The 19,520-nt window shown below is 60.2% G+C and carries 12 protein-coding genes and 1 tRNA gene; 9 read left to right on the forward strand and 4 right to left on the reverse strand.

Annotated features, from left to right (window positions below):
- Position 1: 1 nt before the first annotated feature.
- Positions 2–77 (forward strand) — tRNA-Val (locus OKC28_RS01525).
- Positions 78–125: 48 nt separating this feature from the next.
- On the opposite strand, the gene OKC28_RS01530 is transcribed toward OKC28_RS01525, so the two are convergent.
- Positions 126–2,231: a methyl-accepting chemotaxis protein gene (locus OKC28_RS01530; RefSeq protein WP_270686869.1), complete on the reverse strand. Its 2,106-nt coding sequence runs from the start codon at positions 2,229–2,231 to the stop codon at positions 126–128.
- A 141-nt stretch (positions 2,232–2,372) separates the two neighbouring features.
- Here OKC28_RS01530 and nadA point away from each other — a divergent pair, with 141 nt between their 5' ends.
- On the forward strand, positions 2,373–3,446 hold the full coding sequence (nadA, locus tag OKC28_RS01535; protein WP_058395912.1) for a quinolinate synthase NadA: 1,074 nt from the start codon (positions 2,373–2,375) through the stop codon (positions 3,444–3,446).
- Positions 3,447–3,534: 88 nt separating this feature from the next.
- On the opposite strand, the gene OKC28_RS01540 is transcribed toward nadA, so the two are convergent.
- Together OKC28_RS01540 and gap are read right to left on the reverse strand one after the other, a co-directional pair.
- Positions 3,535–4,401, reverse strand: a complete 867-nt coding sequence (locus OKC28_RS01540; protein ID WP_270686873.1) for a D-hexose-6-phosphate mutarotase — start codon at positions 4,399–4,401, stop codon at positions 3,535–3,537.
- A 115-nt stretch (positions 4,402–4,516) separates the two neighbouring features.
- On the reverse strand, positions 4,517–5,512 hold the full coding sequence (gene gap / locus OKC28_RS01545; protein ID WP_005313250.1) for a type I glyceraldehyde-3-phosphate dehydrogenase: 996 nt from the start codon (positions 5,510–5,512) through the stop codon (positions 4,517–4,519).
- 344 nt (positions 5,513–5,856) lie between these two features.
- Here gap and malQ point away from each other — a divergent pair, with 344 nt between their 5' ends.
- From malQ to msrB, 4 genes are all read left to right on the forward strand, one after another.
- Positions 5,857–8,046: a 4-alpha-glucanotransferase gene (gene malQ, locus OKC28_RS01550; protein WP_270686877.1), complete on the forward strand. Its 2,190-nt coding sequence runs from the start codon at positions 5,857–5,859 to the stop codon at positions 8,044–8,046.
- Between the two features lie 82 nt (positions 8,047–8,128).
- Entirely contained in the window at positions 8,129–10,306 is a 2,178-nt protein-coding gene (gene glgB, locus OKC28_RS01555; protein WP_099991638.1) for a 1,4-alpha-glucan branching protein GlgB, read from the forward strand.
- Positions 10,306–12,447 carry a glycogen debranching protein GlgX gene (gene glgX, locus OKC28_RS01560; RefSeq protein ID WP_270686880.1) on the forward strand — a complete coding sequence of 714 codons (2,142 nt, stop codon included), beginning with the start codon at positions 10,306–10,308 and terminating at the stop codon, positions 12,445–12,447. The genes glgB and glgX overlap by 1 nt, the downstream gene beginning before the upstream one ends.
- A gap of 56 nt (positions 12,448–12,503) precedes the next feature.
- Complete coding sequence (msrB, locus tag OKC28_RS01565; protein ID WP_270686882.1) at positions 12,504–12,890, forward strand: peptide-methionine (R)-S-oxide reductase MsrB; 387 nt, start codon at positions 12,504–12,506, stop codon at positions 12,888–12,890.
- 169 nt (positions 12,891–13,059) lie between these two features.
- On the opposite strand, the gene OKC28_RS01570 is transcribed toward msrB, so the two are convergent.
- The gene (locus tag OKC28_RS01570) at positions 13,060–14,310 is read right to left on the reverse strand and encodes a methyl-accepting chemotaxis protein (RefSeq protein WP_034523776.1); all 1,251 of its coding nucleotides are present in this window, start codon (positions 14,308–14,310) and stop codon (positions 13,060–13,062) included.
- Positions 14,311–14,410: 100 nt separating this feature from the next.
- On the opposite strand from OKC28_RS01570, the gene OKC28_RS01575 reads away from it, so the two are divergent.
- The 3 genes from OKC28_RS01575 (at position 14,411) to putA (ending at position 19,354) form a co-directional block, all read left to right on the forward strand.
- Complete coding sequence (locus tag OKC28_RS01575) at positions 14,411–15,163, forward strand: potassium channel family protein (RefSeq protein WP_021139416.1); 753 nt, start codon at positions 14,411–14,413, stop codon at positions 15,161–15,163.
- Between the two features lie 152 nt (positions 15,164–15,315).
- Positions 15,316–15,921, forward strand: a complete 606-nt coding sequence (locus tag OKC28_RS01580; protein ID WP_017411655.1) for a TIGR04211 family SH3 domain-containing protein — start codon at positions 15,316–15,318, stop codon at positions 15,919–15,921.
- A 268-nt stretch (positions 15,922–16,189) separates the two neighbouring features.
- Complete coding sequence (putA, locus tag OKC28_RS01585) at positions 16,190–19,354, forward strand: bifunctional proline dehydrogenase/L-glutamate gamma-semialdehyde dehydrogenase PutA (RefSeq protein ID WP_270686888.1); 3,165 nt, start codon at positions 16,190–16,192, stop codon at positions 19,352–19,354.
- Positions 19,355–19,520 lie beyond the last annotated feature (166 nt).

Consider the following 19,520-nt stretch of genomic DNA (forward strand, 5'->3'; position numbering starts at 1 on the left):
AGGTCGTTTAGCTCAGCTGGGAGAGCACCTCCCTTACAAGGAGGGGGTCACTGGTTCGATCCCAGTAACGACCACCAGATCAAAAAGCCCGCAACGATGCGGGCTTTTTTTATGGTCGTTTGTCATCAGGTTCTCAAGCGGTCCAGCTGGGTTGCCAGTGCGGTTGAGGCCTGCTCCAGCTCTTCGCTCAAGCGATGGCTGGCGCTGGCCTCCTGGCCAATGGTGGTGGCAGCATCACCAATGCGCATCAGGTTCTGGTTGATGTCGTCGCTGACCGCACTCTGCTGCTCGGCGGCAGTGGCCACCTGGCTGATGTGATCGTGGATCTGCTGGATCTGGGCGACCACCCGGTTGAGGGCCTCGAACGCCTGTTCCGTGCCCTCGACCGTGCTGGCCGAGCGGGTGATGCCTGTGCTCATCAGTTGCTGGCTGCTGCTCACCTCGGTTTGCAGGCTGCCGATGAGCTGGCCTATCTCGTCGGTGGACTCCCGGGTCTTGTTGGCAAGGGCCCGTACTTCGTCTGCCACCACCGCAAAACCTCGTCCCATGTCTCCCGCCCGCGCAGCCTCTATGGCAGCGTTCAGTGCCAGCAGGTTGGTCTGCTCGGCAATGGCCCGGATCACATCCAGAATGCGGCTGATATTGGTGCTGCGCTGGGCTACCAGCGCCACCGCCTTGTCAGCCTGATGCATGTCTTCAACCAGGGTATGGATCTCGTTGCGGGCATTGCTCAGGGTCTGCTGGGCGGTATTGATGTGATGGGTGGCTGCTTCTGACTCCTGGGCGGCCTGTTCCGCGTAACCCGCCACGCTGACCGCAGTGGTGCTCATCTGGTGCATGGCGCTGACCACGCTCTCCAGTTCTATGCTCTGCTCATCCAGACTGGTGCGCATGGTGTCGGCCGTCTGCTTCATACCCTGTGCCTGCTGGTGTACCTGCTGGCCTATCAGTTTGCTGCCCTGCACCATGCCGCGCAGCTTGCCGAGAAAGGCATTGAGATGTCCTGCCAGCTCGATCAGCTCCTGGTGGGTGTCGATCTGCATCTGCTGGGTCAAATCTCCCTCGTTGCTGGAGAGGTGGGAGACATGGCGGCTGATGAGCGACAAGGGGGCCGTGATGGTCTGGATGAACCAGATGAGCAGGCCCAGTGCCAGCAGGGTGATGAGGGTCACTGTGATCAGCTGTTGGCGCTGGGCCGCCTGCATCAGATCCCCCAGCTGAGTGCTGATGGTGTTGGCCTGACTCAGTGCCAGCGCCTTGGGTACCTTGATCAGCAGCCACCATTGGGTATCGGCCGCCTCGATCCGCACAGGTTGTTGCAGGATGAAGTCGGTATCGGTATCCAGGGTTTGTCCTGTGGGGGTGCTCAGACCGACCTCCGTCAGCGGACGGCCCAGCTTGTCGGCATGGCGGTTGCTGCCGACGATGAGACCCATCTTGCTGACCAGGCTCACGTCGGCCTGATTGTCATACAGGCTTTTACCCAGGCTTTCTGCCAGTTGCTGGAAAATGGGCAAGTTCATGTCGACACCGGTTATGCCAACGAACTTGCCCTCCTTGAGGATGGGTACCGTCAGGCTGGTCATCAGCATCTGGTTGCCCGGGCTTATCTCGTAGAGATAGGGTTCCATCAGGCAGGGGCGACGAGTATCCCGGCCGCACAGGTACCATTCGCTGTTGCGAATACCGAATTCGTTGACCGAGGTGTCGTATTTGGCCTCGCTGGAGGCTGCGTCCACTTGCTGTTGCGAGACCTGGCCACCCTGGTCCCGGACGAAGTAGATCTCCAGACTGCCCTTGTCGGGCACTGAGTGGGATGCGCCGGACTGCCAGCTGGCATCCTGGCCATCATAGCCATCGGCTTCAAACTGGGCATAAATGGAGCTGATCCCGCTCGCCTGCTGCAAGCGGCTGCCCAGCAGGGTTTCGACCTGGGGACGGGAGAGGGCGCGATCAGGCTGAGCCATGCTGCCCTCGAGCTGGGCGGCGATCCCCAGCGGTACCTGATAGGACTGTTGCAACAGTGCCCCTATTTGTACTGCGTAACGCTCGGCCTGGAACTGCAGGGTGCGAGAGACCTCCTGCTCCAGCGCACTGCGGGTCTGGGCCATGATGTCGCTGCGCAGGGATTGCAAGGAGGACGATTGCATCAGTGTCATGGCCAGTCCACTGGACAGAAAGAGGCCCATGGTGAGCAACAGCAGCTTGGTTTTGAGAGAGCGTTGTTTCATTCGACAACTCCTTTTGGCAAGAATGACAACGAATTACTTGAGTATATTCGGACACTTGCGTATCACCGGATTTGTTGATGGGTTTGTGGCCGGCTTCTGGTTATAATTTTTGCCTTTCCGAGCCTTGATGGAACAGTCGCAATGAGCAATGCACTGAGCAATATTCCTCCGGTGGTCGAGATGGACTACCCGTTTCCGGTCAAACCGGCCCCGCTGACCGCCGAGCAGAAAACGACCCTGATCGCAGACATCAAGGCACTGCTGAAAGAGCGTCAGGCCGTGCTGGTTGCCCACTACTACACGGATCCCGAGATCCAGGCGCTGGCCGAGGCCAGTGGCGGTTTCGTCGGTGACTCTCTCGAGATGGCCCGCTTTGGTCGGGATCATGCCGCGCAGACCCTGATCGTCGCCGGGGTTCGCTTCATGGGGGAGACCTCCAAGATCCTGAGCCCTCACAAGCGGGTACTGATGCCGACCCTGGAGGCCGAGTGTTCCCTCGATCTGGGCTGTCCCATCGATAAATTCTCGGCCTTCTGCGATGCCCATCCCGACCACATAGTGGTGGTCTATGCCAATACCTCGGCGGCGGTGAAGGCACGGGCGGACTGGGTGGTGACGTCCAGCATTGCGCTTGAGATAGTCGAACACCTCGACAGCCAGGGCCACAAGATCATCTGGGGCCCGGACAGGCACCTCGGTGCCTATATCGAGAAGAAGACGGGGGCCCAGATGCTGCGCTGGCAGGGCCACTGCATCGTCCATGACGAATTCAAGGCCAAGGCCCTGCGCGAGCTCAAGGAGCAGAACCCGGATGCGGCCGTGCTGGTGCACCCGGAATCTCCGGCTTCCGTCATCGAGCTGGCCGATGCGGTGGGCTCCACCAGTCAGCTGATCAAGGCGGCCAAAGAGCTGCCCCAGCAGAAGCTGATAGTGGCGACCGATCGCGGCATCTTCTACAAGATGCAGCAGGCTTGTCCGGACAAGGAGATGGTCGAGGCGCCGACCGGTGGCGATGGTGCTACCTGCCGTAGCTGCGCCCACTGTCCCTGGATGGCGATGAATGGCCTGGTGGCGATCAAGGAGGCGTTGACCGATGGCGCCGAGCGTCACGAGATCCTGGTGGATGAAGCCCTGCGGGTGAAGGCACTGATCCCGCTGGATCGCATGCTGGACTTCGCTGCGGAACTCAAGCTAAAGACTCAGGGTAACGCCTGAGTGCGCGAAGAGTTGAATAGAAAGGCTGAATAGAAGAGGGCACCCGTTGGGGTGCCCTCTTTCGTTATGGGGTTCGCGAAGACGAAGATCAGATGATCACGGTAGAGAGGCTGTGCTCCTCATCCGGCGCGATAACGACGCCAGCCTCGGCCGTGATGGCCGCTTCGACGCAGAGCATGGTGCGGTAGCCATCGTCGCTCATGTCCGCCATGGCGGTGGCCCCTTCCTGCCAGGGGGTCCAGACCACGATGCTGTCGTTGTTGCCGCTCACCACTTTAGTGGTGCGATCGCCGTCCTTGATCATCACCATGGCCTCGGCTTGGTGGTAGACCCGATCAATGGCAGCTGTGAGCGTCAGAGTACCCTGCTGCTGCCCATCCTGACCGGTCAGCTTGTCGGCATAAGGCTCACCCAGCCCGGTCACGCTGACAGCCTCTGGGGCGCTTATCTGCAGATAGGTGTGCAAGGCGGCATTATAGGCGACGGGGGCTTTACCCGTATTGCGGGTAGTCAGCACCAGCGAGAGTTCCTTGCCTATCAGCACGTCCAGTTCCAGTTCGAAAGGGTGCGGCCAGAGGGCACGGGTTGACTCATTGTCACGCAGAGAGAGATGTACCAGGGTGCCATCGCCGTGATCGGAGACGCCGTCCAGGGTCCAGAGGCTGGTGCGGGCAAAGCCATGGGAAGGCTTGCCACTGCCAACGCGGGCTGGCGCCGGGCCAAACCAGGGCCAGCAGACGGGGATACCGCCGCGGATGGGCTTGCTGCCATCCAGCACTGCCTTGTCGCTGAGCCAGAGGGTGGCGGGTTCGCCGTGACGCTGGTAGCGCAACACATGGGCGCCAAACAGGCTGATCTCGGCCTTGGCATCGCCATTGTCGATGGTGAGCAGGGGTTGGCCAGCCGCGTTGTGGCTGAGGGTACAGTGGGCAGTCAGAGAGCGTATCGGTTGCATGAGGACTCCTGTGCTCGCGCACATTCAGAAGAGAGGGTCGGAAAATCCAGGGGCCGAAATACAAAAAGGCGGCCAATGGCCGCCTTTTTCAAGCTACTTGATTGCGCATCCCAAATTACTTGGAGATGTGAGCGATCAGGTCCAGAACTTTGCTGGAGTAGCCCATTTCGTTGTCGTACCAGGATACAACTTTAACGAATTTGTCGTTCAGTGCGATACCGGCTTTGGCATCGAACACGGAAGTCTGACGCTCACCCAGGAAGTCAGTGGAGACCACTTGATCTTCGGTATAGCCCAGCACACCCTTCATGGAGCCTTCAGAGGCTGCTTTCATGGCTGCACAGATTTCGGCGTAGGTAGCGGCTTTCTTCAGGTTGACGGTCAGGTCAACAACGGATACGTCCGGAGTCGGTACGCGGAAGGCCATGCCGGTCAGCTTGCCGTTCAGTTCCGGGATAACAACGCCAACAGCTTTGGCAGCACCGGTAGAGGACGGGATGATGTTCTGAGCCGCACCGCGGCCACCGCGCCAGTCTTTGGCAGACGGACCATCAACGGTCTTCTGGGTAGCAGTGGTAGCGTGGACAGTGGTCATCAGGCCGGATTCGATACCGAAGGTATCGTTCAGAACCTTGGCGATCGGAGCCAGGCAGTTGGTGGTGCAGGAAGCGTTGGAAACGATGTCCTGGCCAGCGTAGGTAGCGTCGTTGACACCCATGACGAACATCGGGGTAGCGTCTTTGGACGGGCCAGTCAGAACAACTTTCTTGGCGCCGGCAGCGATGTGCTTGCGAGCAGTTGCGTCGTCCAGGAACAGACCGGTGGCTTCGGCAACAACGTCAACACCGATGGCATCCCATTTCAGGTTGGCCGGGTCACGCTCAGCGGTAACACGTACGGTTTTGCCGTTAACAACCAGGTTGCCGTCTTTAACTTCAACGGTACCGTTGAAACGACCGTGAGTTGAATCGTACTTCAGCATGTAAGCCATGTAGTCAACGTCGATCAGGTCGTTGATGCCAACCACTTCGATGTCAGCACGCTCAGCGGCCAGACGGAACACGAAACGACCGATGCGGCCAAAACCGTTAATACCTACTTTGATAGTCATATTTGGTTACCTAACTGTTCAGTAGTCAAAGAAAATTCCGTTTGTAAATTTACTAGAACTCCCCTGTGAGTCAACCAACAATCTGTCTGAAATTGCGCTATATCATGAAAACTGTGAAATTTATTTTCTGTTTATGTAACTGACTACCAGTTTTTGTCGAAATAACTATCTATTGGTCAGCGTCACAGAGATCAACAATAGTGCCTGCTCTGTCACACAACCAGCCCGGCAGATGTGTAAAAATGTGCGCGGTTTAGCATGGCCACAGAGCCACTGTTCAAGTACCACCCATAAAAATTAATCAAAATAGTATAGATAGAATCCACAGCGGGAATTCTCAAACTATGACCACCCTGATTGAACAGCTGGCTGCCGCCAAAGGTATCGCCAGCGAGTATGTTGATGCCTGGGGCCACCCGGCCCAGGTATCCGAAGAGAGCAAGTCTGCCATGCTGGGCGCCATGGGTTACCGCGTCGATGACGAGGCCGCCCTGACCGAGCAGCTGGAAGAGGAGCACCGTCAGCATTGGCTGCGCGCGCTGGATCCCGTCATGGTGGTCCGCAGCGGTGAGCCCATCACCCTTGAAGTCCGTCTGCCCATCGATTTCGTCAATGACGCCCTTACCTGGCAGCTTGCGCTGGAGCAGGGGACTGTGTTGTCCGGCCAAATCACCCCCATTGAGGGTGAGCTGGTTGGCGTGGCTGAATTCGAAGAGATGGAGTGTCAGGCCTACCAGGTTGCGCTGGATGTACAGCCAGCGCTTGGCTATCACCAGCTGACCCTGCTGGAAGAGGGCAATGATGAGCCGCTCGCCAGTATGCGTCTTATCGTGGCACCCAAAGCTTGCTACAAGCAGGCTCCCATTGCCGATGGCCGCAAGGTGTGGGGGCCGAGCGTGCAGCTCTACTGCCTGCGCAGCCGTCACAACTGGGGGATCGGTGATTTCAGCGATCTCGGCCAGCTGGTCGAGAAAGCGGCCGCCTGGGGCGCCCACTTCGTGGGTCTGAACCCCATTCATGCCCTCTATCCGGCCAACCCCGAGAGTGCCAGCCCTTACAGCCCCTCTTCCCGTCGCTGGCTTAACGTGGCCTATATCAACGTGGAAGCCGTGCCCGAGTTTCTGGCCAACGATCGCCTCAAGGCCGAAGTGGCCAATCCGGCCTTTCAGCAGCACCTCAATGAACTGCGTGCCAAGAGCAACGTGGATTACACCGGCGTTATCCAGACCAAGATCGGCATGCTGCGTCAGGTGTTCGATGAAGCCATTTTCAGTACCGAGCGTCAGGCCGATTTTGATGCCTTCGTGGCGGCCGGTGGTGACAGCCTGCAACAGCAGGCGGCGTTTGATGCCCTGCAGGCCCACTTCTATGCCAAGGGCGAAAATGCCTGGGGCTGGCCGGTATGGCCGGAAGAGTTGCGCGATTACCACAACCCCGAGGTGGCTGCCTGGATGGCCGCGCACAGCCAGGATGTGAACTTCTATCTCTACTTGCAGTTCCTGGCCGATGAGCAGCTGGCGCAAGCCGATGCTCGCGCCAAGGGCGCTGGCATGGTGATGGGGATCTATCGTGATCTGGCGGTCGGCGTCTCCGAAGGCTCCACCGAGATCTGGGCCAACCGGGATCTCTACTGCCCGAAAGCCTCGGTCGGTGCACCGCCTGACATTCTGGGCCCGCTTGGCCAGAACTGGGGCCTGCCCCCCATGAACCCGAACCAGCTGTTTGAAGCGGCCTATCAGCCCATGGTGGATCTATTCCGCGCCAACATGCGCTCCTGCGGCGCGCTGCGCATCGACCATGTAATGGCCTTGCTGCGCCTGTGGTGGGTGCCGCCCGGAGAGTCTGCCGCCAAGGGGGCCTACATTTACTATCCGGTCAACGATCTGCTGGGGATCCTGGCGCTCGAATCCCACCGCAATCAGTGTCTGCTGATCGGCGAGGATCTGGGGACTGTGCCGGAAGGCATAGACGTCACGCTCAAAGAGAACGGGGTTCACTCCTACAAGGTGTTCTTCTTCGAGCGATCCAAGGCCGATGGCGGTTTCATCTCTCCTGCGCACTACACCGAGCAGGCGATGTCGGCCCTGACCACCCACGACATGCCGACCCTGAAGGGCTTCTGGCATTGCGACGATCTGGCGCTGGGTCGCGAGTTGGGATTGTATCCGGATGAAGACGTTCTCAAGACACTGTATGCTGATCGCCACCAGGCCAAGCAGCGGATCCTCGACAGCCTGCATGCCCATGGGGTCATCTCTGACGACATCAGTCATGACGTGAACTGGGTCGGCATGAATACCGAGCTCAACCATGGTCTGCAACTGCATATGTCCCGCGGCAGCTGTGTCCTGTTCAGCACCCAGCTGGAAGACTGGCTGGAGATGGACAAGCCGGTCAACGTGCCGGGCACCAGTTACGAATACCCCAACTGGCGTCGCAAGCTGTCCACCGATCTGGAGGATATTTTTGCCAATGAAGCGCTCAAGGCGCTGGCAGGCAAGATGAGCCAGGCCCGTGATGAGGCCAGTCGTTGAGCCACTGCCGACAAAACGTGACTCACTTACATCCGCTTCGGCCCTGGCCGGAGCGGATGCTCAGCTATGAAAGGAAATCTCGATGCTCGTTGAACGTTTGGTTGCTGCCCGCTGTGCCGATCCCTTCTCTCATTTAGGCCTGCAGGCCAATCCGGATGGGCCTGGCCTCAAACTGACCGCCTGGTTGCCGGATGCCCTTGAGGTGCGCGTCAAGGATCTCAAGTCGGGCAAAGTCGTTGCCACCCTGGCACCCACCGATGAATCGGGCCTTTTTGAAACTGTTTTCACCCGCCGTAAAAATCCCTTTCCCTATCAGCTGCTCGCCAGCTACCCCGATGCCAGTACTGAATTTGTCGACCCCTATCAGTTTCAGGATGCGGGTTGGGCCGGTCTGGCAGAATTGACCTCACAGCCGGAAAACATCTACCACACCCTGGGTGCTCAGTTGCGCAGCGTGGAGCATCTTGGCGTGCAGGTGGAAGGGGTGCGTTTTGCCGTCTATGCGCCGAGCGCCACCGCCGTGAGCCTGATCGGTGATTTCAACTTCTGGGACGGCCGTCGTCACCCCATGCAGCGAAGCCAGTGCGGTCACTGGGTGCTGTTCGTGCCGGGCCTCAAGGCCGGGGATCGCTACAAGTTTGAACTCAAGGATCCTGCAGGTCATCGTCTGCCTCACAAGAGCGACCCTGTCGGTTTCTACTGCGAACAGTATCCGTCGTTCGCCTCAGTGGTGTATGACCACGATCAATACCAGTGGCAAGATGCCGCCTGGATTGCCAGCCAGCACAATGACAAGCGGGATCAGCCCCTCTCCATCTATGAACTGCATGTCGGCTCCTGGAAGCGTCATCCCAACGGCGACAGCCTGAGCTGGCGCGAGCTGGCGGTGGATCTGGTGGCCTACATCAAGGAGATGGAGTACACCCATATCGAATTGCTGCCGGTCTCTGAGCATCCGTTCAGCGGTTCCTGGGGCTATCAGCCGGTGGGCATGTTCTCTCCCACCAGCCGTTACGGCAGTGCCGATGACTTCAAATATTTCGTGGATCAGTGCCACCAGGCCGGCATAGGCGTCATTCTGGACTGGGTACCGGCTCACTTCCCGTCCGATGCCCACGGTCTGGCCCGTTTCGACGGCACGCCGCTCTATGAGTACGAAGATCCGCGCCGTGGCTGGCACCCGGACTGGAACTCCTACATTTATGACTTTGGCCGCAATACGGTGCGCCAGTTCCTGGTGGCGAGTGCCCTGTTCTGGCTCGACAAGTTCCACATCGATGGCCTGCGGGTGGATGCGGTCGCCTCCATGCTCTATCTGGATTACTCGCGCAATGCCGGCGAGTGGGTGCCGAACGTCGATGGTGGCAACCACAACTACGAGGCGATCAGCCTGTTGAAGTGGACCAACGAAGAGGTGTACGGCAAGTATCCCCACGCCATGACCATAGCCGAAGAGTCCACCGCCTTTGCCGGCGTGTCTCGTCCCACTTTCCTCGGTGGCCTCGGTTTTGGCTTCAAGTGGAATATGGGCTGGATGCACGACACCCTCACTTACATGCAGAAAGAGCCTATTCACCGCCGCTATCACCACAACGACATGACTTTCTCCATGGTTTACCACTATGACGAGAACTTCATCCTGTCGCTCTCCCACGACGAGGTGGTGCACGGCAAGCACTCCATGCTCTACAAGATGCCCGGCGACGAGTGGCAGCAATCGGCCAACTTGCGCGCCTACATGGGCTTCATGTATGCCCACCCGGGCAAGAAGCTCAACTTCATGGGCACCGAAATCGCCCAGAGCAACGAATGGAACCACGATGCCCAGCTGCCCTGGCACCTGCTGCAGTATCCCAAGCACGGCGGTCAGCAGCGCCTGATCCGCGATCTCAACCACCTCTACCGTCATGAAGCTGCCTTGTATCAGGCCGATTATGATCAGACCGGTTTCCGCTGGCTGGATCACAACGACGCCGACAACAGTGTCTTTGCCTGGCTGCGGGCCGACAAGCAGGGGGCCCACCCGATCATGGTGGCCTGCAACTTCACGCCGGTACCGCGCATCGCCTATCGACTCGGGGTGCCTGCCGCCGGCAATTACCGCGTGGTGCTCAACACGGATAGCGAGCATTACTGGGGCAGCAACTATGATGTGGGTCTGGTCTTCGTCGCCGAGCCAACCCCCTGGCAGGGATTGGGGCACAGCATAGTGCTGGATCTGCCGCCGCTCGCGACCTTGTTCATCAAACAGGAGTCTTGATGTTTGCAATGGAAAAGGGGCAGGACCACCCGCTGGGTGTCCTGCTCGATGAGACGGGTTGTCACTTCTGCGTCTGGGCCCCCCAATCGGACATGGTAGAGCTCTGCCTGTTCGACGAGCAGGAGCAGGAGCTGGTCCGGCTGGCATTGCCCGGCCGGCGCGGCCAATATCGCTTCGGCTATGTGCGCGGCGTCAAGGCCGGTCAGCGTTACGGTTATCGGGTACATGGTGCGCCCCAGGAGGGGATGCTGTTCGATCCGCAAAAGCTGCTGATCGACCCTTATGCCAGGGCGCTCAGCCGGGCGACCCATTGGGATGACAAACTGTATGAGGGCGACAGCGCCGCCATGGTGGCCAAGTCAGTGGTGGTGGATGACACCTTCGACTGGCAGGGGGTCGGCAAGCCGGGCATAGAGCCTGCGCGTACCGTCATCTACGAAACCCACGTCAAGGGGTTCACCCGCCAGCATCAGGGGGTACCGAGCGAACTGCGCGGCACCTACCTTGGCATCTGCCATCCGGTGATCATCGAGCACTTGAAGTCCGTCGGCGTTACCTCTGTGCAGCTGATGCCGGTAGCGGCCTTCATGTCCGAGCCCAGGCTCGAGCAGTTGGGGCTGACCAACTACTGGGGCTACAACCCCATCGCCTTCTTTGCCCCCGAGCCGCGCTACAGCGCGGGGGAGGCGGTGACCGAGTTCAAGACCATGGTGCGGGAGCTGCACAGGGCAGGACTCGAAGTCATACTCGACGTTGTCTACAACCACACCGCCGAATCCGGTTTCGATGGCCCCACCTTGTCATTCAAGGGCTTTGACAATGCGGGCTACTATGCCTTCGAGGCGGGAGCTCACGGCCCCGACTACAGTCGTCATGCCAACGTCACCGGCTGCGGCAACAGCGTCAATCTGGATCACCCCAACAGCCTGCGGCTGGTGCTGGATGCCCTGCGTTACTGGGTCACGGAGATGCAGGTGGATGGTTTTCGCTTCGATCTTGCCGTCACCCTGGCGCGGGAGGCGGGGGAGTTCGATCCCATGGGGGCCTTCTTCAAGGCCATGATGGCGGATCCCGTGCTGGCGCGGGTCAAGCTCATCGCAGAGCCCTGGGACATAGGGCCGTTCGGCTATCGCCTCGGTCAGTTCCCGAGTCAGTGGCTGGAGATCAACGACCGTTACCGTGACACTGTGCGCGCCTTCTGGCGCGGCGATGCCGGCAAGATGGGGGATTTTGCCACCCGGCTGGTGGGCTCGCGGGATCTCTTCCCGAAGAACTGGCGTGCTCCCCATACCAGCGTCAACTACCTCTGCTATCACGACGGTTTCACCCTGGAGGATCTGGTCTCCTACAACCAGCGCCACAACCAGGCCAATGGCGAGGACAACCGGGATGGCCACGGCAACAACCTCTCCAGCAACCATGGGGTAGAGGGGCCGACCCTGGATCCCCGTGTCAACAACCTGCGTCAGCAGCAGAAGCGCAACCTGATTGCCACCCTGCTGCTCTCCCAGGGCACACCGCACTTCCTGGCCGGGGACGAGATGGGCCGCAGCCAGCTGGGCAACAACAACGCCTATTGCCAGGACAACCAGATCAGCTGGGTCAACTGGCAGTGGCGGCCGGAGGATGAGCGGCTGCTCGCCTTCACCCAGCAGATGATGGTCCTGCGGGCGGAGTCCTCCGTCTTTGCCAACCTGCAACTGAGCGATGACAGCTGGAACGGGGCACCCACCAGCTGCCATCAGGTCAACTGGTATCACCCGGACGGCCATCAGCTGACGGATCAGGATTGGCACGCCCCCATGGGACAGGCGTTTGCCATGGACATCGGCATGCAGCAGTGCGAAGGGGAGCGCTGGTATGTGCTGTTCAACGCCAGCGACTACGATATCCAGTTCCGTCTGCCGCCACCGGGGGAGGGGCTGGAGTGGATCCAGACCATAGACACGGCCACCAATGACGGCCTGCCCTTCCTGCCCGATGACATCAAGCGGCAGGTGGCGGTTGGCCGAGCCCACTCCCTCAAGTTGCTGGAGCGGGTTTCATTGCCGGCGGTTGCCTTGGCCAAAGAGGAGGTCGCCGTTACACCGGATGTTGCCACCGTGTTGCCAACGGGATCACAGTTCCCGCTGGCGGGGTAGAGCAAAGCGGCCTGACTGGGTATGCTGGGCGCCGTGATTAATGGCAAGGAGTCGGTATGAGCAACAAGAATCCCGAGCAGTGGCGCAACAAGCTGAGTTCGGAACAGTTTCGCGTCTGCTGGGAGAAAGGCACCGAGCAGCCCTACAGCGGTGCCTTGCTCCACAACCGCAAGAGTGGTGACTATCTCTGCGTCTGCTGCAAGAGCGTGCTGTTTCACTCGGATGCCAAGTTTGACTCCGGCTGCGGCTGGCCCTCGTTCGATCGAGCCATCGAAGGCACAGTGACCTACACAGAAGACAGCAGCCACGGCATGAAGCGGGTGGAGATCACCTGCAGCCAGTGCGGCTCCCATCTGGGTCACGTCTTCCCCGACGGACCGACCGAGACAGGCCAGCGTTACTGCGTCAACAGTCTGAGTCTGGATTTCGACCCGGACGCCTGACGGGCTCACCCACTGATATGAAAAACGGCGCCTCTGTTAACAGAGGCGCCGTTTTTTTGTGTGTCCTTACCACCGCCGCATTGCCGGAGGCCTGTCTGGGCCAGACCTGGGGTTATCCGGCATTCGGTAGCGGGCACCACGAGCCCACAGGTTGGCTCACGTTATGCCATCAGGCAAGTTTGAAGGCTTGAATATGGGTATCCAGCGTCTGGCTGTGATGTTCCACCAGCTCGGAGGCTTCCTGCAGCTCCCGCAGTACTACCACTGAACCTTCCACGACTTGTTTTACCTGCTCCAGATTGCCGCTCATCTCCTCGGCCACCGAGCTCTGTTGCTCGGAGGCGGCCGCGATCTGGCGATTCATGTCCGCCACACCCTGTACCCGCTGCACTATGGTGGCGAGCTGATCGCCGGCCTGGGTCACCTGCTCCACCCCCTTGTCGGCCTGTTGCACGCTCTGGGCCATCAACTCGGCAGCCTGATGGGCATTGCCCTGCAACTGCTCGATCATCTTCTGGATCTCGACGGTGGCCGCCTGGGCCCGGTTGGCCAGCTCGCGCACCTCGGAGGCGACCACGGCAAAGCCGCGACCCGCTTCGCCGGCACGGGCGGCCTCGATGGCGGCGTTGAGGGCCAACAGGTTGGTCTGCTCCGAAATGCTGCGAATGGTATCCACCACTGAGCCTATCTGCTCGACCCCCTGTTCCACCTGATTGACCACGTTGGAGGAGCGCTGGATGTTGCCGGAGAGGGTATCTATGGTGTTGACGGTCGCCGCCACGCAGCGGCTGCCCTCTTCGGCCAGCAGGCTGGTTTCGGCGGTGGCATGGGAAGCTTGTTCCGCATGGGCGGCCACCTCGCGGATGGCACCCACCATCTGGCTCATGGCGCTGGCCAGTTGTTCTATCTGGGTGAACTCTTCGTTGATGGCCTCGTTGGCCTCTTCCATGCAAAGGGTGACCTGGGAGGCGATGTCATTGAGCTCCTTGCAGGCGACGCGCTGGGTGCCGAACACCTCCTTGAGATTCTCCTGTGAGTGGGCCACGGCCTTGGCGATGTCGCCGAACTCATCACGAGACTTGAGCAGCACCTTGTGGCTCAGATCCTTGCGGGCGAAACGCTCAAGCAGGCCCACCAGATAGTGCACCTGCTTGACCATGAGGCGGGAGCCGGTCAGCAACAACACGACGAAGACGATTCCCATCACGGCGGTTTCCATCACGCCGCTCCAGAGCAGGCGATCGGCAATGGCGTTGGCCTTGTCCGCGTCTATGCCCTCACTCAGTAGTGTGGTTTCCAGATTGCTGGCATCGAACCAGAGCTTGGCCAGCAGCAGCACAGTACTGAACACCATGAGCAGTACCACTTTGGGTACCAGCCGGATATTGCTCATTCGCCTCTCCAGCGGGTTTAACTGCATAATTTTTCTCCTTTTAATGACCGGTTTTCCTTTGTCCTCAGGACTATCGGCATTATCTTCCTTTTTATTAATTCGCACCGTGCCTAAAGTAGGAAAATGTATGCGACATCACTCTTCTGGCCTGAGATCCATGGATCTGCTCATGGCCCTGCTCTCCATCGTTTCAGTGGTACTGGTGGGATTCCGCTGGCTGGGGGCTCGCCACTTCACTCCCGAGACGCTCTCCCTCTTTTATGATCTGGACAGTTTGATCTGCTACGTCTTCCTCGCCCATTTCACCTATGGCTGGTTCCGTGCCAGTGACAAGCGAGCCTTCTTCAAGGCGAACTGGTTCTATCTGCCGGGCAGTCTGCCCATGGTGGAGCAGTTGCGCTGGGCCAGGTTGATCCAGCTCTACCGGGTGATCCAGCTGCTGCGCAGCAACCCGGACCTGCTCGCCATAGTGCGCAGGGGGCGAAACGAGAGCCGTCTGGCCGGGATACTGCTGATCTTTTTCCTGCAAATCGGAGTGGGTACGGCACTCATCTACTGGGTCGAGGGAGACAGACCCGGCAGCCAGATCCACAACGCCTATGACGCCTTTTGGTGGACCCTGGTGACGCTCTCTACCATCGGTTACGGCGACATAGTGCCGCAAACCGAGGAGGGGCGTTTCGTCGCCAGCCTGATGATCATCTTCGGGGTCGGTCTGTTCAGCGCCCTGAGCGGCTTCATGGCCAGCCTGTTCCTGCAACACGGGCGGGGTGACAACGAACTGGAAAAGTGGCGCCATCAACAGAGTGCGCAGCAGGATCTGCTGCTTCAGGAGCTGCGTGCCCTGCGCGAAGAGGTGAAGGCACTGAAACAGAAATAGCCTGCGACGTCCGGAATGGTCGCGTGAGTGAGGGGCAAGTTGCGAGTCAGCTCTCAGCTCGGGGGGAAGCGCTTTTCTTTGCTTGTCCTTTGACCCGCTGGCGGCTTAACATTCGGCCTGTCACCTAACCAAAAGAAGAGAACCGATCGACCATGCGCGCCCTTCTCGGGATCCTTATCTGCCTGTGTGCCCAACAGGCACTGGCCGACACCCGTTATGTCTCAGACAACATCTTTACCTTCATCCACAATGGTCCGGGTACCCAGTTCCGGATCCTCGGCAGCGTCAAGGCGGGTGAACCGCTGGAAGTAAAGGCGGTGAACAACGAAGCCGGTTTCACCCAGGTGGTGGACGGTCGTGGCCGTGAAGGCTGGATCAAGAACGCCGAGCTGCAGGGCGAGATCAGCCTGCGCGAGCGTCTGCCCCAGGTCCAGCAAGAGCTGGAAGATCTCAAGGCTCGCCTGCAGAACCTCAACGGTGACAATGAAAAACGCTTCACCGAGAAGGATGGCAAGATCGCCGAGCAGAGCAAGGAGATCGACAGCCTGAAGGCCCAGCTTGCCAGCCAGAGCGAGGAGATGGGTAACCTCAAGGAGCAGAACGAGGCCCTGACCCGCAGCTATGACAACCAGGAGCACGACATGCAGATGGACTGGTTCATCCGCGGTGGTGCCATGGTGGGTGGCGGCATCCTGCTTGGCATACTGTTGCCCATGCTGCCCCGCCGCCGCAGTCGCGGTGAGCGCTGGATGAACTGACGGTTCCTGTCGGTCGGATGAAGAGGGGTCGCAATAGCGGCCCCTCTTTTTTGCCTCGCATAAAATTGTATACAAAATAAGGCGATAAACTTGTCTGTCTCGCCGTTTCCTGGTCTGAATACGGGCTAAATTTGCCAGTCAGCGATTTTTGTTAATAGTAGGCAACAATTTCATTTCATCTATGGGTTGATATTGTATACATTATCGGCGTTTCGGCGGCACGACCGCCTTCGTCGATATAGCCTGCGGGCGTACAGGAAGACCCCCTATGTTCAAAGCTACTCAAGTGCTTGCTGCTGACTACATTCCCTCCGATCTGGCCGCCTTGCGCGAAGCCATCACCCAGAATTACGTGGTGGATGAAAACGCCTATCTGGCGGAGCTTTCCGCCATGTTGCCGGGGGATGGGGCCTCGCTGGAGCAGGTGACCCAGCGCGCCCGCGCCTTGGTCACCAAGGTACGCAAGGAGAGTGGTTCGGGAGATGGCATCGATGCCTTCTTGCAGGAGTACAGCCTGGATACCCAGGAGGGGATCATACTGATGTGCCTGGCAGAGGCCCTGCTGCGCATCCCCGATGCAGAGACCGCCGACGCCCTCATCAAGGACAAGCTCTCCGGCGCCAACTGGTCCTCCCATTTTCGCAAGAGCGACTCCACCCTGGTCAATGCCTCCACCTGGGGCCTGATGCTGACCGGCAAGATCATCAAGCTGGACAAGAAGCTGGACGGCAATCCGGCCAACATGCTGGGGCGCATGGTCAACAAGCTCGGCGAGCCTGTGGTGCGCTCCGCCATGTATGCCGCCATGAAGATAATGGGCAAGCAGTTCGTGCTGGGGCGCGATATGAAAGAGGCCCTCAAGGCGAGCCGCAAGTCCCGGGAGAAGGGTTACACCCACACCTATGACATGTTGGGGGAGTCCGCCCTGACCCTGGCCGATGCGGACAAGTATTTCGGCGACTACCAGCGCGCCATCGAGGCGGTCGGCAATGAGCGCATCAGCGACGGCGGCCCGGCGCCGTCCATCTCCATCAAGCTGTCGGCGCTCCATCCGCGCTATGACGTGGCGAACCGCGAGCGGGTGCTCGGCGAAATGAGCGAGCGGTTGGTGGGTCTGGTGCGCCTGGCCCGCGACAAGGACGTGGCCATCAGCATCGATGCCGAGGAGATGGACCGCCTCGAGCTGTCACTGGATCTCTTCGAGCAGCTCTACCGTTCTGACGCCAACCGTGGCTGGGGCAAGCTCGGCATGGTAGTACAGGCTTACTCCAAGCGTGCTCTGCCGGTGCTCTGCTGGCTGACGGCGCTGGCCCGGGAGCAGGGGGAGCTGATCCCGGTGCGGCTGGTGAAGGGGGCCTACTGGGACAGCGAGCTGAAATATGCCCAGCAGGCTGGCCTGCCCGGCTACCCGCTCTTTACCCGCAAGGCGGGTACCGACATCTCCTATCTGGCCTGCGCCCGCTATCTGCTGAGCGAGCCGACCCGTGGTTTCATCTCTCCCCAGTTTGCGACCCATAACGCCAATACCGTGGTCTGCATTCTGGAAATGGCCGGTGATCGCCAGTTTGAGTTCCAGCGCCTGCACGGCATGGGGGAAGAGTTGCACAATGCCGTGCTGAACGATCATCCCGGCCTGCACTGCCGCATCTATGCCCCGGTCGGTGCCCACAAGGATCTACTGCCCTATCTGGTACGTCGCCTGCTGGAAAACGGGGCCAACACCTCCTTCGTTCACAAGCTGGTGGACCCGAACACCCCGGTGGATTCACTGGCCGAACACCCGCTGCGCACCCTCAAGCGCTACACCAGTCTGGCCAACGATCGCATTCCACAGCCGGTGAATCTGTTCAGCGACCGCAAGAACTCCAGCGGCGTCAACATGAATATCGTCTCCATCCAGCGTCCCTTCTTCGCCCGTTTGAAAGAGCTGGAGAGCAAGCTGTGGCTGGCGGGGCCCATCGTTGATGGCGAAACCCTCAAGCGCAGCGAAGCTCGCACAGTGCTGAGTCCGCAGGATGTGAGCCAGCTGGTGGGCAAGATCCACTGGGCCGACGCACAGGCGGTAGAGCAGGCGCTGGCCTCGGCTCATGCCGCCTTCCCGCGCTGGCGCGATACGCCGGTAAGCGTGCGTGCCGCTGCGCTGGAAAAGCTGGCAGATCTGCTGGAAGCCAACCGTGAGCAGTTCATCTCGCTCTGTACTCGCGAGGCGGGCAAGCTGCTGCAGGATGGGATCGACGAGGTGCGCGAGGCGGTGGACTTCTGCCGTTACTACGCGCTGCAGGCCCGTGGTTTGATGGGACAGGCGACCCTGCTGCCAGGCTACACCGGCGAGCAGAACGAGCTGTTCCTGCAGGGCCGGGGGGTCTTCGTCTGCATCAGCCCGTGGAACTTCCCGCTGGCCATTTTCCTCGGGCAAGTCGCGGCGGCGCTGGCCACCGGCAATACCGTCATCGCCAAACCGGCGGAGCAGACCGGCCTCATCGCCCATCTGGCGGTGACCCTGGCTCATCAGGCTGGCATCCCGGGCGATGTGCTGCAACTGCTGCCGGGTGATGGCGCCACAGTGGGAGCCAGGCTGACGGCAGATGCCCGCATTGGCGGCGTCTGTTTCACCGGCTCCACCGAGACCGCCAAGCTCATCAACCTGACTCTGGCCCAGCGTGATGGCGCCATACTGCCGCTCATCGCCGAGACCGGCGGCCAGAACGCCATGATAGTCGACTCCACCGCTCTGCCGGAGCAGGTGGTGCGCGATGTGGTGAGCGCCGCCTTCCAGAGTGCCGGTCAGCGCTGTTCCGCCCTGCGGGTGCTCTACCTGCAGGAGGAGATAGCACCGCGGGTGCTGGAGATCCTGACCGGCGCCCTGCAGGAGCTGAAAGTGGGCAATCCGGCCGAGCACAACACGGACGTGGGGCCCGTCATCGACGCCGAGGCCAAGGCCGGGCTGGATGCGCACCTGGCGCACATGATCCCGCGCTCACGTCTGATCGCTCAGGCCCCCATGCCATCCGCGACGCTGGCGGGTCACTTCGTGCAACCGACGGCGCTGGAGATTGGCTCCATCCGCGAGCTGGTGAAGGAGCAGTTCGGTCCCATCCTCCATGTGGTGCGCTACGCTGCCCGTGAGCTGGACAAGGTGATTGCGGATATCAACGGCACCGGCTACGGCCTGACGCTGGGGATCCACAGCCGCAACGAATCCCACGCCGAGGAGCTGGCCAGCCGCATCAACGTGGGCAACGTCTACATCAACCGCAACCAGATCGGCGCCATGGTCGGGGTACAGCCGTTCGGTGGTCAGGGCCTCTCCGGCACAGGCCCCAAGGCGGGCGGTCCCCACTACCTCGGCCGCTTCGTCACCGAGAAGACCCGCACCATCAACACCACTGCGGTGGGCGGCAATGCCTCCCTGCTGGCGATGGGCGATGCCTGATTGGCGTTGAGGTCTTTGCATCAAGGCTGCCTGCGGGCAGCCTTTTTCTTGGCCGTGGAGTGGGGCGGATCCGCCATCTTGGGGTCGCCAAGGTGCCTGCCCGGCCGTAATATGGTCGCCACTTGTCCGTGCCTTGCACACTGTTCTCGACAAGGGATTTCAACCT

Source organism: Aeromonas sp. D3, assembly GCF_027705025.1.
Lineage (GTDB): Bacteria > Pseudomonadota > Gammaproteobacteria > Enterobacterales > Aeromonadaceae > Aeromonas > Aeromonas salmonicida.